The 11,941-nt window shown below is 67.4% G+C and carries 12 protein-coding genes; 6 read left to right on the forward strand and 6 right to left on the reverse strand.

From position 1 onward, the window contains the following. Positions 1-40: 40 nt before the first annotated feature. Positions 41-1,369 (reverse strand): tRNA (N6-isopentenyl adenosine(37)-C2)-methylthiotransferase MiaB, encoded by a 1,329-nt coding sequence (gene miaB, locus ACWKV7_RS21075; protein ID WP_483859662.1) that lies wholly within the window; start codon positions 1,367-1,369, stop codon positions 41-43. Positions 1,370-1,517: 148 nt separating this feature from the next. Between miaB and ACWKV7_RS21080 the strand changes: the two genes are divergently transcribed. Then, positions 1,518-1,844: a DUF1820 family protein gene (locus tag ACWKV7_RS21080; RefSeq protein ID WP_483859663.1), complete on the forward strand. Its 327-nt coding sequence runs from the start codon at positions 1,518-1,520 to the stop codon at positions 1,842-1,844. 64 nt (positions 1,845-1,908) lie between these two features. Here the strand turns inward: ACWKV7_RS21080 and ACWKV7_RS21085 are convergent, their stop codons facing one another. The 5 genes from ACWKV7_RS21085 to ACWKV7_RS21105 form a co-directional block, all read right to left on the reverse strand. Continuing rightward, complete coding sequence (locus ACWKV7_RS21085; protein WP_483859664.1) at positions 1,909-2,454, reverse strand: tetratricopeptide repeat protein; 546 nt, start codon at positions 2,452-2,454, stop codon at positions 1,909-1,911. 91 nt (positions 2,455-2,545) lie between these two features. Further along, positions 2,546-3,151: a DUF6962 family protein gene (locus ACWKV7_RS21090; protein WP_483859665.1), complete on the reverse strand. Its 606-nt coding sequence runs from the start codon at positions 3,149-3,151 to the stop codon at positions 2,546-2,548. Then, positions 3,151-4,440, reverse strand: a complete 1,290-nt coding sequence (gene hemL / locus ACWKV7_RS21095) for a glutamate-1-semialdehyde 2,1-aminomutase (RefSeq protein WP_483859666.1) — start codon at positions 4,438-4,440, stop codon at positions 3,151-3,153. The genes ACWKV7_RS21090 and hemL overlap by 1 nt, the downstream gene beginning before the upstream one ends. 44 nt (positions 4,441-4,484) lie before the next feature. Further along, positions 4,485-5,117, reverse strand: coding sequence for a thiamine phosphate synthase (thiE, locus tag ACWKV7_RS21100; RefSeq protein ID WP_483859667.1), 633 nt, complete (start codon positions 5,115-5,117; stop codon positions 4,485-4,487). Beyond that, entirely contained in the window at positions 5,117-5,911 is a 795-nt protein-coding gene (locus ACWKV7_RS21105; protein WP_483859691.1) for a hydroxymethylpyrimidine/phosphomethylpyrimidine kinase, read from the reverse strand. Before ACWKV7_RS21105 ends, thiE begins: the two co-directional genes overlap by 1 nt. 261 nt (positions 5,912-6,172) lie before the next feature. On the opposite strand from ACWKV7_RS21105, the gene ACWKV7_RS21110 reads away from it, so the two are divergent. The 5 genes from ACWKV7_RS21110 (at position 6,173) to ACWKV7_RS21130 (ending at position 11,815) form a co-directional block, all read left to right on the forward strand. Then, positions 6,173-8,599 (forward strand): hybrid sensor histidine kinase/response regulator, encoded by a 2,427-nt coding sequence (locus ACWKV7_RS21110; protein ID WP_483859668.1) that lies wholly within the window; start codon positions 6,173-6,175, stop codon positions 8,597-8,599. A gap of 100 nt (positions 8,600-8,699) precedes the next feature. Then, positions 8,700-9,350 carry a TetR/AcrR family transcriptional regulator gene (locus ACWKV7_RS21115; RefSeq protein ID WP_483859669.1) on the forward strand — a complete coding sequence of 217 codons (651 nt, stop codon included), beginning with the start codon at positions 8,700-8,702 and terminating at the stop codon, positions 9,348-9,350. Further along, positions 9,347-10,996 carry an acyl-CoA dehydrogenase family protein gene (locus ACWKV7_RS21120; protein WP_483859670.1) on the forward strand — a complete coding sequence of 550 codons (1,650 nt, stop codon included), beginning with the start codon at positions 9,347-9,349 and terminating at the stop codon, positions 10,994-10,996. The genes ACWKV7_RS21115 and ACWKV7_RS21120 overlap by 4 nt, the downstream gene beginning before the upstream one ends. Next, positions 10,993-11,421, forward strand: coding sequence for a PaaI family thioesterase (locus ACWKV7_RS21125; protein ID WP_483859671.1), 429 nt, complete (start codon positions 10,993-10,995; stop codon positions 11,419-11,421). The genes ACWKV7_RS21120 and ACWKV7_RS21125 overlap by 4 nt, the downstream gene beginning before the upstream one ends. Before the next feature lie 58 nt (positions 11,422-11,479). Continuing rightward, positions 11,480-11,815 carry a DUF3703 domain-containing protein gene (locus ACWKV7_RS21130; protein ID WP_483859672.1) on the forward strand — a complete coding sequence of 112 codons (336 nt, stop codon included), beginning with the start codon at positions 11,480-11,482 and terminating at the stop codon, positions 11,813-11,815. Positions 11,816-11,941: the final 126 nt, after the last annotated feature.

Genomic DNA, 11,941 nt, shown 5'->3' on the forward strand with positions numbered 1-11,941 from the left:
AGCGGTCGCTGTCGACGCCCGCCTGCCTGTGCCGGCGCGCTCAGTCGATCAGTTCGCCGCGCAGCGAGTGCGGCAGGGCCTCGATGATCGCCACGTCGACGAACTGGCCGATCAGGCGCGGATTGTCGCAGCGGAAATTGACCACTCGGTTGTGCTCGGTGCGGCCCTGCAGCATGCCGGGGTCCTTCTTGGAGTAGTCGCTGACCAGGATGCGCTGGGTGGTGCCGACCATGCGGCGGCTGTTCTCGAAGCCCTGCTGGTTCAGGCGGGCCTGGAGGATCGCCAGGCGCTGCTTCTTCACCTCGTCCGGGGTATCGTCCGCCAGGTCTGCTGCGGGAGTGCCGGGGCGCGAGCTGTAGACGAAGGAATAGGAGAAGTCGAAGCCAACGTCTTCCACCAGCTTCATGGTCTGCTCGAAGTCCTTCTCGGTCTCGCCGGGGAAGCCGACGATGAAGTCCGAGCTGATGATGATGTCCGGCACCGCCGCCTTCAGCTTGCGAATGCGCGACTTGTACTCCAGCGCGGTGTGGTTGCGCTTCATTGCCGCCAGCACGCGATCGGAGCCGGATTGCACCGGCAGGTGCAGGTACTTCACCAACTGCGGGATGTCGGCGTGGGCCTGGATGATGGCGTCGGAGAATTCCAGCGGGTGCGACGTGGTATAGCGGATGCGCTCGACACCCTCGATGGCCGCCACTGCGTAGAGCAGTTCGGCGAAGTCGGCCACATGGCCGTCGCCGGCCTCGCCGCGGTAGCCGTTGACGTTCTGGCCGAGCAGGGTGATTTCCTTCACGCCGTTCTCGGCCAGGTGCTGGATTTCCGTGAGCACGTCGAGCAGCGGGCGGCTGACTTCCTCGCCGCGTGTGTAGGGCACCACGCAGAAGGTGCAGTACTTGCTGCAGCCTTCCATCACCGAGACGAAGGCGCTCGGGCCGTCGACCCGCGGCTCGGGCAGGCGGTCGAACTTCTCGATCTCGGGGAAGGAAATGTCCACCTGCGGCGCACGGGTGGTGCGCGCGGCGTCGATCATTTCCGGCAGCCGGTGCAGCGTCTGCGGGCCGAACACCACGTCGACGTAGGGCGCGCGATCGCGGATCGCCGCGCCTTCCTGGCTGGCTACGCAGCCGCCGACACCGATCACCAGGTCCGGGTTGCTGTTCTTCAGCTCGCGCCAGCGGCCCAGCTGGGAGAAGACCTTGTCCTGGGCTTTTTCGCGAATCGAGCAGGTATTGAGCAGGATAACGTCGGCATCTGCCGGGTTTTCGGTGAGTTCCAGAGCCTGATGTTCACCCAGCAGGTCGATCATGCGCGAGCTGTCGTACTCGTTCATTTGGCAGCCGTGGGTTTCGATGAAAAGCTTCTTGGCCATGCAGGGTCGTCGCTGGGGTGGTTCGAAGAACCGCGCATTATAGGGGGCAAGTCGCGGGCTTCCTAGCGCCAGGCGGCGGATTTGCCGCTGCCGGCCTTGTGCTATGCTTCGCGCCCCTTTTGCCACCAGTCATCGTCATTCGCCATCCATGAGCAAGCGTGAAAACCCGATCTACAAGGTGATCTTCCTCAACCAGGGCCAGGTGTACGAGATGTATGCCAAGCAGATCTATCAGAGCGATCTGTGGGGCTTTCTGGAGGTCGAGGAGTTCGTCTTCGGCGAGCGCACCCAGGTGGTGGTCGATCCCAGCGAAGAGAAGCTCAAGGCGCAGTTCGACGGCGTGGTGCGCAGCTTCGTACCGCTGCACGCGATCATTCGCATCGATGAAGTGGAGCGCCTCGGCACGCCGAAGATCAGCGAGGCCAAGGGTGGCGGCAACGTGATGCCGTTTCCCATGCCGATGCCGGAGAAGTAAGCAATAAGCTTCAAGCCATAGGCCTGCTCGGTGGTTACTCCTGCTCGAGGCTCGCCGCTGCCCCTCAGGGCAGCGGCGCGAACGGCGAGCCGCCGTCGACGGTGCGCAACTCCAGCAGGTAGCTGCGGAAGATCTGGCCGAGCACCTGGCTGGCGATCTCCAGCTCTTCGCGACCCATCTGCGCGGCGACCAGGTCGGCGCTGTCCATGGCCTCGTCGGCGCCATTGACCGAGGCCATCTTGAGCACGATGTAGGCCTGCACGTTGTTGGCCGGCACGCCTTCCCCGCGAAAGAACATCAAGCCCAAACGGTACTGGGCCTGGGCATGGCCGCGCAGCGAGGCCTGTTCGTACCATTTCAGCGCCTTGGAAGGATCGCGCGGGGCGCGGGTGCCGTCGTAGTAGAACTCGGCCAGTTCGAACTGGGCCTGCGGATCGCCGCCTTGCGCAGCATCCTGGCAGGCGGCCAGGGCTTCGGGCAGGTCTTCCGGGGCCGTGTGCAGGGAGCAACGGCCGCTGGCCGGGATCAGCAGGGAGTTGCCGCCGGCGCTAGCCAGAGGGGATAGAAGCAACAGGCAGCCCAGGATCAGGGTGCGGCTGGTGCGGATCATGGAAATCGGAGCGCCTCGAGAATCGGAGCGGGCGATGGGCCCGGCCGGCGAAACGCGCCGGCCGTCACATTATGGAATAAGCAATCAGTCGTTACAAAGCCTTTGCGGGCTTTTCTTGCATCGAGCGAGCCGGAAGTGCCAACAGCAGCCAGGCGAGCAGGGGATAGCCCGGTGCCAGGAGCAGGTGGAACACCTCTATGCGCCCGCTGCGCTCGGCCAGGCCGGCCAGCAGGAATAGCCCGGCCACCCCGCAGGCCGCCAGCGGCGGCGCCTTGCGCGGCCACTGGACGATCCCGGCGTAGAGCACCGGCAACAGGCTCGCCAGGGGCAGGACCAAGCGGTATTCCTCCAGCAGGCCGGTGCGTCGCGCCAGTTCGAAGCAGACGCACAGCCCGAGCAGCACGCGCCCCCAGGTCGGCCGGCTCCAGACCCAGCCGCGGCCCAGGCACAGTGCGACGGCGCCGAGCAGCGGCAGGCCGAGCAGCGCGCTGGCCTGGCCGAGCCACAGTTCGGCTTCGCGCCAGGCCGGCACTACTGCGCAGAACGCCGAGCCGGCCGGCAGCAGCAGGCCGAGCAGGGCGCAGAACAGTGCCGGCTGGTCGGCTTCGGCATAGTGCTGGCGGCCGAGCGCGAGGTAGATTCCGGCGGCCAGGCAGGCCAGCGCGAGCAGGGCGGCGCAGAGTACGGTGTAGGCCATCAGCCCTTCTTCAGCTCGGCGAAGGCGCGCTCGGCGGCGTCGAGGGTGATCTTCAGTTCCGCGTCGCCATGGGCGATGGAGGTGAAGCCGGCCTCGAAGGCGCTGGGTGCCAGGTAAACACCGCCTTCCAGCATCAAATGGAAGAAGCGCTTGAAGCGCTCGGCGTCGCTGCCCATCACGTCCTCGAAGGTGATGATGTCGTCGGCGCCGCTGAAATACAGGCCGAACATGCCGCCGGCCTGGGTGGTGACGAAGGGCACGCCAGCGGCATCGGCGCGGTCCTGCAGACCTTGCAGGAGGCGGGCGGTGAAGTCGCCCAGCTCCTGGTGGAAGCCGGGGCGGCTGATCAGTTTGAGCGTGGTCAGGCCGGCGGCCATCGCCAGCGGATTGCCGGAGAGCGTACCGGCCTGGTAGACCGGGCCGAGCGGGGCGATGCACTCCATGATGGCGCGCTTGCCGCCGAAGCAGCCGACCGGCATGCCGCCGCCGATGATCTTGCCGAAGGTGGTCAGGTCCGGGGTCACGCCATAGTGGGCCTGGGCACCGCCGAGGGCGACGCGGAAGCCGGTCATCACTTCGTCGAAGATCAGTACCACGCCGTGCTTGTCGCACTGTTCGCGCAGGCCTTCGAGGAACCCGGCAGTCGGCGGCACGCAATTCATGTTGCCGGCCACCGGCTCGACGATGATGCAGGCGACCTCCTTGCCGACTTCACTGAGCATCTGCGCGACCGCGTCGATGTCGTTGAACGGCAGGGTGAGGGTGTGTTTGGCGAAGGCTGCTGGCACGCCGGCCGAACTGGGCACGCCCTGGGTCAGGGCGCCGGAGCCGGCCTTCACCAGCAGGCTGTCGGAATGGCCGTGGTAGCAGCCTTCGAACTTGATGATGCTGTCGCGGCCGGTGTAGCCGCGGGCCAGGCGGATGGCGCTCATGGTCGCCTCGGTGCCGGAGCTGACCATGCGCACCATTTCCATCGACGGCACCAGGCTGCATACCAGGTCGGCCATCTCGGTCTCCATGGCGGTCGGCGCGCCATAGGACAGGCCGTGTTCCAGTTGCCGGCGCACGGCATCGAGCACCTGCGGATGGCTGTGGCCGAGGATCATCGGGCCCCAGGAGCCGACATAGTCCACGTAGCGCTTGTCGTCCTCGTCGGTAACGTAGGCGCCCTCGGCGTGCTTGAAGAACAGCGGCGTGCCGCCGACGCTGCGAAAGGCGCGCACCGGTGAATTGACGCCGCCGGGGATGTGCTTCTGGGCATTGGCGAACAGGGTTTCGGAACGGGACATGGTTTTCTCCGATTCGGGTGCGAGGGTGGTCGCGGATAACGGGATCAGGCGAACAGGGCGCTGAAGGCTTCGGCTCGGCGGCGAACGTCGGCGGGATTGTCCGCGCCGAACAGGGCGTGGATCACCGCCAGTAGATCGGCACCCCGGGCGATCAGTTCGGGCCCGTGCTCGAGGGTGACGCCGCCGATGGCGACGATCGGCAGGTGGATGCGCGCCTTGGCCTGTTGCAGCAGCTCGACGGTCGCCGCCGGCGCGCCGGGCTTGGTGTTGGACTGGAAGAAACGGCCAAAGGCGACGTAGCTGGCGCCCTCCTTCGCGGCGGTGTCGGCCAGGTCCAACTGGGCATGGCAGGTGGCGCCGATGATCGCCTGGCGGCCGAGCAACGCGCGGGCGGCGGCCAGGGAGCCGTCAGTCTGCCCGAGATGCAGGCCGACGCCGAGTCGGGCGGCCAGTTCGGCATCGTCGTTGATGATCAACTGCGCGCCGTGGCGCTGGCAGAGGTTGTGCAGGGCTTCGGCCTCGCGCAGCCGGCGTGCCTGGTCGTGTGACTTGTCGCGATATTGCAGCAGCCGCGCGCCACCGCGCAGCGCGGCTTCGACATAGGGCAGCAGACGGCCGCCGGTCAGCAGTTGGCTATCGGTAATGGCGTAGAGGCCTCGGAGCTTGGCGGCGGGCATCAGCAGAAATCCAGGGGCAGGCGACGGGGGAAGTGTTGGCCGCGGCCCGGCGCTTCGGCATCGCGCAGGGTGCGCCAGGTATAGTCGAGGGCCGAGTTGACTGCGCTGAGCAGCGCCTCGCCGTGGGCCAGGCGGCCGGCGAGGGCGCTGGCCAAGGTGCAGCCGGAGCCGTGGTAGCTGCCGGGCAGGCGCTGGCAAGTGAACGTCTGCGGCTCTTCGGCGCGGCGATAGAGGCGGTTGTGCACTTCCCGTTCGTCGCCATGGCCGCCAGTGATCAGCAGGTTGCGGCAGTACGGCAGCAGCCTGGCCGCGCAGTCGTCGGCGCTGCCATCGGGCAGGTCGGCGAGAAGACGCGCTTCCGGCAGGTTCGGTGTGGCGATGGTGGCCAGCGGCAGCAAACGTTCGCGCAGCGCGTAGCCGACGTCGTCCTTGCCCAGGGCACCGCCGCCGCCGGCGCGCAACACCGGGTCGCAGACCAGAGGTATGCCCGGCAGGGCCTGCATCAGCTCGACCACCGTGTCGACCATCTCCACCGAGCCGAGCATGCCCAGCTTGACCGCGGCCACCGGCAGGTCGGCAATCACGGTACGGGCCTGGGCCAGTACCCAGGCGCGCTCGAGCACGCGGAAGTCGCTGACGTCGACGCTGTCCTGCACGGTCAGCGCGGTGACGGTGGGGGCGGCATGGCAGCCCTGGGCGAGCAGGGCTTCGATGTCCGCCTGCAAGCCGGCGCCGCCACTGGGGTCGTGGCCGGAGAGACAGAGGACGATGGGGCGGGAGATCGGAATGTTCATGGTGCGCGAGCTTATCATTTATTCGTTCCTGCGCCGCTGTCCGCGGCGCCGCACCCTACGGTTTCGGTCATGCCCAAGTTTTCCCGCAGGGGCGTGCAAAACACCGGAATAGAGCCATGCAAGCCAGGACGGAGTTCACCGCCGAGACTGCTCGCCTGTGCTAAAGTGAGCCGATTGAACAATCAGGTACTGCTTGGTTGCGGCACTCAGGGAGAGGAGAGGCTCGCTGGGCGCAGCCCGGCAGACCTCATGCGGGGCCGCATGCGTTATTTTCTGTTATTCCTGATGAGTTTTCTGCCGCTGCTGGCATCGGCAGTGGACTTCGACGAGCAGACCCGGCGGCTACCGCTGGGCCGCGAGATGGCTGTGTTCGAGGACGTGCGTGGCGATGCCAGCATCGAGGAGATCACGTCCCCGGCCCTGGCCGCCAGCTTCCGCCAGCATGACGAGGACGTGCTCAACGCCGGCTATTCGCGCTCGGTATTCTGGCTGCGCCTGGATCTCAACTACCGCCCCCGACAGGATGCCGGCGAGCGGGCCTGGCTGTTGGAGCTGGCCTACCCGCCGCTCGATCACCTGGATTTCTACGTGCCGGATGGCCAGGGCGGCTTTCGCCTGGCCCAGCGCACCGGCGACGCCTTGCCGTTGGCCAGCCGCCAGATCAAGCAGGACAACTATCTGTTCGAGTTCATGCTGCCGCCAAACCAGCCGCAGCGGTTCTACCTGCGGGTGGAAAGCCAGGGCTCGATCCAGGTGCCGCTGACCCTCTGGTCGCCGGATGCCTACCTGGAAGAGCAGCCGCAGCGCGTCTACGTGCTCGGCATCATCTATGGCGTGCTGCTGGTGATGCTGATCTACAACCTGTTCATCTTCCTCAGCGTCCGCGATACCAGCTATCTCTACTACATCCTCTATATCGCCTCGTTCGGGCTCTACCAGATATCGGTGAACGGTGCCGGCATCCAGTACCTGTGGCCGGACAACCCCTGGTGGGCCAATGCCGCCACGCCTTTTCTGATCGGCTCGGCTGCGCTGTTCGGCTGCCAGTTCGCCCGTCGCTTCCTGCACACTTCCGAGCACAGCCGCTGGATCGACCGCGGCCTGCTCCTGCTGATGGCCTACGGCGCGCTGGTGATGGTGCTGGCCCTGGTCACCGAATATGCCGTCGCGCTGCGCCTGGCGACTTCCCTGGCGTTGCTGTTCACCGGCATGGTATTCACCGCCGGCGTGCTCGCCTGGCTGCGCGGCATGCGCGTGGCACGTTACTTCATCATTGCCTGGACGACCTTCCTGGTGGGCGGCATCGTCAACACCCTGATGGTGCTTGGCTACCTGCCGAACATGTTCCTCACCATGTACGCCAGCCAGATCGGCTCGGCGCTGGAGGTGGGCCTGCTGTCCCTGGCGCTGGCCGACCGCATCAACGCGATGAAGGAGGAGCGCACGCGCATCCTCCAGGAGTCCGGCCGCAAGCTCGAGTTGCTGAACACCGAGCTGGCCAACAGCAACCGCCTCAAGGACGAGTTCCTCGCCTCGGTAACCCATGAGCTGCGCACGCCGATGAACGGGGTGATCGGCTCCCTGGAACTGATGCAGACGGTCCGCATGGAACCGGAGCTGGAGCAGTACCAGCGGACCGCCGCCGGTTCGGCGCGCGACATGATGCGCATGGTCAACGACATCCTCGCCCTGACCGAACTGCAGGCCGGCAAGCTGTACCCGCGGCGCGAGCCGTTCAGCCTGCGCGGGCTGTTCGACAGCCTGCGGGCGCAGTACGCCCCGCGCGCCGAGGAGAAGGGCCTGAGCTTCCTGCTCGATTTGGACGACAACCTGCCGGATACCCTCGAAGGCGACGCCGGCAAGCTGGCGCAGAGCCTTGGCTATCTGCTGGACAACGCCATCAAGTTCACCGCCCAGGGCGGCGTGACCCTGCGGGTCGGCGGCGATATCGAAGGCGAGAGCCTGCCATTGTTCGTCGAGGTGATCGACAGCGGCATCGGTTTCACCACGCCGAGCGACGGCTCGTTGTACCAGAGCTTCCACCAGCTCGACGGCTCGCTGACCCGCGAGTACGGCGGCCTGGGCATTGGCCTGGCGCTATGCCGGCAACTGGTGGAATTGCAGGGAGGCCGGCTCAGCCACCACTCGCGGCCGAGCCAGGGCAGCTGCTTCCGCCTGGATCTCAAGCTCGTGCTACCCAGCCAGAGCCGCCAGTTGGCGGTGCCGCCGCGCCGCGCCGGCGGGCAACTGCTGCGGCACCCGGAGCAGTGCACCGTGCTGGTGGTGGAAGACAATGCCATCAACCAGTTGGTGACCCGCGGCATGCTGCTGAAGCTCGGCTACCGCGTGCGAACCGCCGACAACGGCGCCGAGGCACTCGACGTGCTGCGGTGCGAGCATGTCGATGCGGTGCTGCTGGACTGCCAGATGCCGGTCATGGACGGTTTCGCCACCTGTCGCGCCTTGCGCGGCCTGCACGGCTGTGCCGACCTGCCGGTGCTGGCGATCACCGCCCACAGCCATAGCGGCGACCGCGAGCGCTGCCTGGCCGCGGGCATGAGCGACTACCTGGCCAAACCGGTGAAGTTCGCCGAACTGCAGGCGCTTCTGCACGACTGGGTGCTCTGCCACTCCGGCAAGGCCGAGGTGCAGATGGCCGAGGACGCCGAATCGGACAAGCGCGCCTGAGTCCTGCCGGTCGTAGCCCTGTTGCTTGGCCGAAATGCCGCTTTTCTCAAACCCTGAATCCTGATTCACTGCCGGTAACTCCTGAACCGGGATTCAGATCATGGTCTACCGCGTCACCGCTGCCCGTATCGATCGTGACCAGCTGCAACGCGAGCGCATTCTCGATTGCGCCCTGGCGCTGGTCGCGGAGGGCGGATTCGCCGCGCTGACCATGCAGGCGCTGGCCGAGGCTGCGGGCATCGCTACCGGCAGCCTGTATCGGCACTTTCGCGGCAAGGGCGAATTGGCCGCCGAGGTGTTCGCCCGCGCCAGCCAGCGCGAAGTCGAGGCGCTGGCGCTCGCGCTGCGTGGCGATGGGCCGCCGGCGGCGCGGCTGGCGGCGGGACTCGAGCAGTTCGCCGCGCGCGCCTGGCAGAGCCGGCGACTGGCCTTCGCACTGATCGCCGAGCCGGTCGACCCCGAGGTTGACGAGCAGCGCCTGCTCTACCGCGAAGCCTATGCCGAACTCTTCGTCGAGCTGCTGGAGCAGGGCGTGCGCCTTGGCGCCTTTCCCGCCCAGCCGATCACCCTCAGCGCCGCCTGCCTGGTGGGCGCCATTGCCGAGTCCCTGGTCGGTCCGTTGTCGCCACCGGCCCGTGCCGCCCGCGAGGCGGGCTGGCCGTGCCTGGCCCTGGACGACGTCAGCCGGGCCCTTGTGACCTTCTGTCTGCGCGCCATCGGCGCCCAACTGCCGGAGAACTCCCAGCCATGAACCTGCACCAGTACGCCGAAACCCATGACGTGTTCAACCAGGTGCCGCCGCTGGATGGAGCCAACCTCTACCGCCTCGACCTGCCGTTGCAGGAGTGGCTGCGCCGCTACCAGGGCGGTTGGGCCGAGGACAAGCTGCACGCCTACGGCGCCCTGGCCGGCGGCCCGTTGATGCAGGCCGGCTTTCTCGCCAACGAGAACAAGCCGGTGTTCAAGAGCCATGACCGTTACGGCCAGCGCGTCGACCTGGTGGAGTTCCACCCGGCCTACCATGAGCTGATGCGCGCGGCCATCGAGCATGGCATCCCGTCCATGCCCTGGACCGACCCGCGTGCCGGTGCCCACGTCGCCCGCGCCGGCATGAGCTACTTGCACAGCCAGGCCGAGGCCGGCAGCGGCTGCCCGCTGACCATGACTTTCGCCAGCGTGCCGGCATTGCAGGTGCAGCCGGACATTGCCGAGCGCTGGCTGCCGAAGATCCTCGCCACCGAGTACGACCCGCGCAACCTGCCGATGGAGCAGAAGGCCGGCGTCACCATCGGCATGGCGATGACCGAGAAGCAGGGCGGCACCGACGTGCGCGCCAACACCACCAAGGCCTATCCGGTGGGCATTCCCGGCCCGGGGCAGGCCTACGAACTGGTCGGCCACAAGTGGTTCTGTTCGGCGCCGATGTGCGATGCCTTCCTCACCCTGGCCTACACCGACAAGGGCCTGACCTGCTTCCTGCTGCCGCGCCACCGCCCGGACGGCACGCGCAACCAGTTCTACATCCAGCGTCTGAAGAACAAGCTGGGCAACTGGTCGAATGCTTCCAGCGAAGTGGAATACCGCGGGGCGCTGGCCTGGATGATCGGCGAGGAAGGGCGTGGCGTGCCGACCATCATCGAGATGGTGGCGCTGACCCGTTTCGACTGCATGATCGGCTCCAGCGCGCTGATGCGCCAGGCGCTGACCCAGGCGGCCCACCACTGCGCCCATCGCCAGGTCGGCGGGCGCGTGCTGGCCGAGCAACCGTTGATGCAGAACGTGCTGGCCGACCTGGCCCTGGAGAGCGAAGCGGCGCTGGCGCTGACCCTGCGCATGGGGCGCGCGCTGGACAATGCCCATGACGAACAGGAAGAAAAGTTCGCTCGCCTGGTCACCGCCATCGGCAAGTATTGGATCTGCAAGCGCGCGCCGGCGATGATCAACGAGGCCGCCGAGTGCCTGGGCGGCGCCGGCTATGTCGAGGACACCATTCTGCCACGGCTGTACCGCGAGGCGCCGGTCAATTCCACCTGGGAAGGCTCGGGCAACGTGCAGTGCCTGGACGTGCTGCGTGCGCTGTCCAAGGAACCCGGCGTGCTCGATGCGCTGTTCGCCGAACTGGGCGACGGCCATGGCGATGCGCGGCTGAAAGCGCATATCCAGCAGTTGCACAGCGCCTTCCGCGATACCGCCGATATCCAGTACCGCGCGCGCCAGCTCACCGAGGACGTGGCGGTGGCCCTGCAGGCCAAGCTGCTGCTGGAAGCCGGGCAGGCGACGGTCGCCGATGCCTTCATCGGCAGCCGCCTGGGCCAGGGCGGGCGGGTCTACGGCACGCTGCCGCGCGGGCTGGACGTCGGCGCGCTGCTGGCGCGCAGCACGCCGCACCTCGCATGAGGCCGTCGCACGTCTTCCAGCGCTTGCGCGAGTGGCTGGCCGGCGACCTGGGGCGCGCCTACGGCCTGCTGGAGGTGCAGGCCGAGGGCGGGCAGGCGCGACTGCGCTGCCAGCCCGCCGCCGAGCACTTCAATCCGCTCGGCGGTGTGCACGGCGGCTACACCGCCACGCTGTTCGACGCAGCGCTGGGCCTGGCGGTGCATTCGCTGGCCGAGGCCGACGCGGTGTATGTCACTGCCGGCCTGGAGGTCGCCTACCGGCAGGCGCTCGACGCTGACAGCCTGCCCTTGCAGGTTGAGGCGCACATCAGGGGACGCGAAGGTCGGCAGGTGTTCGCCAAGGCCAGCCTGCATGACCGCCACGGTCGTCTATGCGCCGAAGCCAGCGCGCGCTTCGTCCGCCCGCGGGACGCCCGAGGAGGTTGACCTGGGGGCGGCCCCATGGCGGCAGCATGGCGCTTCCCTTGACTCCCGGAGCCGTGCCATGACCCGTCGCCAGGCCTTTCAGCGCGAGCACCTGCTCGCCACTCTCTACCGCCAGCGCAGCGATGCCGCGGGCGAACTGCTGCATCTGGAGCGCGCCCATATCCTCGGTCAGCCGAATTTTCGCGACCACCTGCTCAGCCACCTATGGCTGCTCGGTTGGGCTTGGCGCCGGCGCGACTGGGCCGAGCTGGCCGCGCAACTGCTGCGCTTGCCGGGCAGCCTGGGGTCGCTGTTCGGCTACTACCCGCTGGGCAACCCCGGCACCCGCCGTGTCGGCCCGTTGACGCCGCAACCGCTGCCGGATGATCTGCAGATGCTTTTGCGGCAACGCTGACCCATGCGCTCCGCCCATGTCGGTACGGAAAAGTGGAGTGCGGTTAAGCAACGCAGCGAAGAAGCCCAGCGGGTGCGGCCTTGTTGGGCTTCGCTGCGCTCAACTGCAGCCTACGAGGTTCAGCCG

Source organism: Zestomonas ipomoeae (genome assembly GCF_057128665.1).

What these genes read in the sequence shown, in the direction of transcription:
- miaB (WP_483859662.1), bottom strand. Translation starts at nt 1,369, where the DNA reads ATGGCCAAGAAGCTTTTCATCGAAACCCACGGCTGCCAAATGAACGAG.
- ACWKV7_RS21085 (WP_483859664.1), bottom strand. Translation starts at nt 2,454, where the DNA reads ATGATCCGCACCAGCCGCACCCTGATCCTGGGCTGCCTGTTGCTTCTA.
- ACWKV7_RS21080 (WP_483859663.1), top strand. Translation starts at nt 1,518, where the DNA reads ATGAGCAAGCGTGAAAACCCGATCTACAAGGTGATCTTCCTCAACCAG.
- ACWKV7_RS21110 (WP_483859668.1), top strand. Translation starts at nt 6,173, where the DNA reads ATGCGTTATTTTCTGTTATTCCTGATGAGTTTTCTGCCGCTGCTGGCA.
- ACWKV7_RS21090 (WP_483859665.1), bottom strand. Translation starts at nt 3,151, where the DNA reads ATGGCCTACACCGTACTCTGCGCCGCCCTGCTCGCGCTGGCCTGCCTG.
- ACWKV7_RS21125 (WP_483859671.1), top strand. Translation starts at nt 10,993, where the DNA reads ATGAGGCCGTCGCACGTCTTCCAGCGCTTGCGCGAGTGGCTGGCCGGC.
- ACWKV7_RS21105 (WP_483859691.1), bottom strand. Translation starts at nt 5,911, where the DNA reads ATGAACATTCCGATCTCCCGCCCCATCGTCCTCTGTCTCTCCGGCCAC.
- ACWKV7_RS21115 (WP_483859669.1), top strand. Translation starts at nt 8,700, where the DNA reads ATGGTCTACCGCGTCACCGCTGCCCGTATCGATCGTGACCAGCTGCAA.
- hemL (WP_483859666.1), bottom strand. Translation starts at nt 4,440, where the DNA reads ATGTCCCGTTCCGAAACCCTGTTCGCCAATGCCCAGAAGCACATCCCC.
- ACWKV7_RS21130 (WP_483859672.1), top strand. Translation starts at nt 11,480, where the DNA reads ATGACCCGTCGCCAGGCCTTTCAGCGCGAGCACCTGCTCGCCACTCTC.
- thiE (WP_483859667.1), bottom strand. Translation starts at nt 5,117, where the DNA reads ATGCCCGCCGCCAAGCTCCGAGGCCTCTACGCCATTACCGATAGCCAA.
- ACWKV7_RS21120 (WP_483859670.1), top strand. Translation starts at nt 9,347, where the DNA reads ATGAACCTGCACCAGTACGCCGAAACCCATGACGTGTTCAACCAGGTG.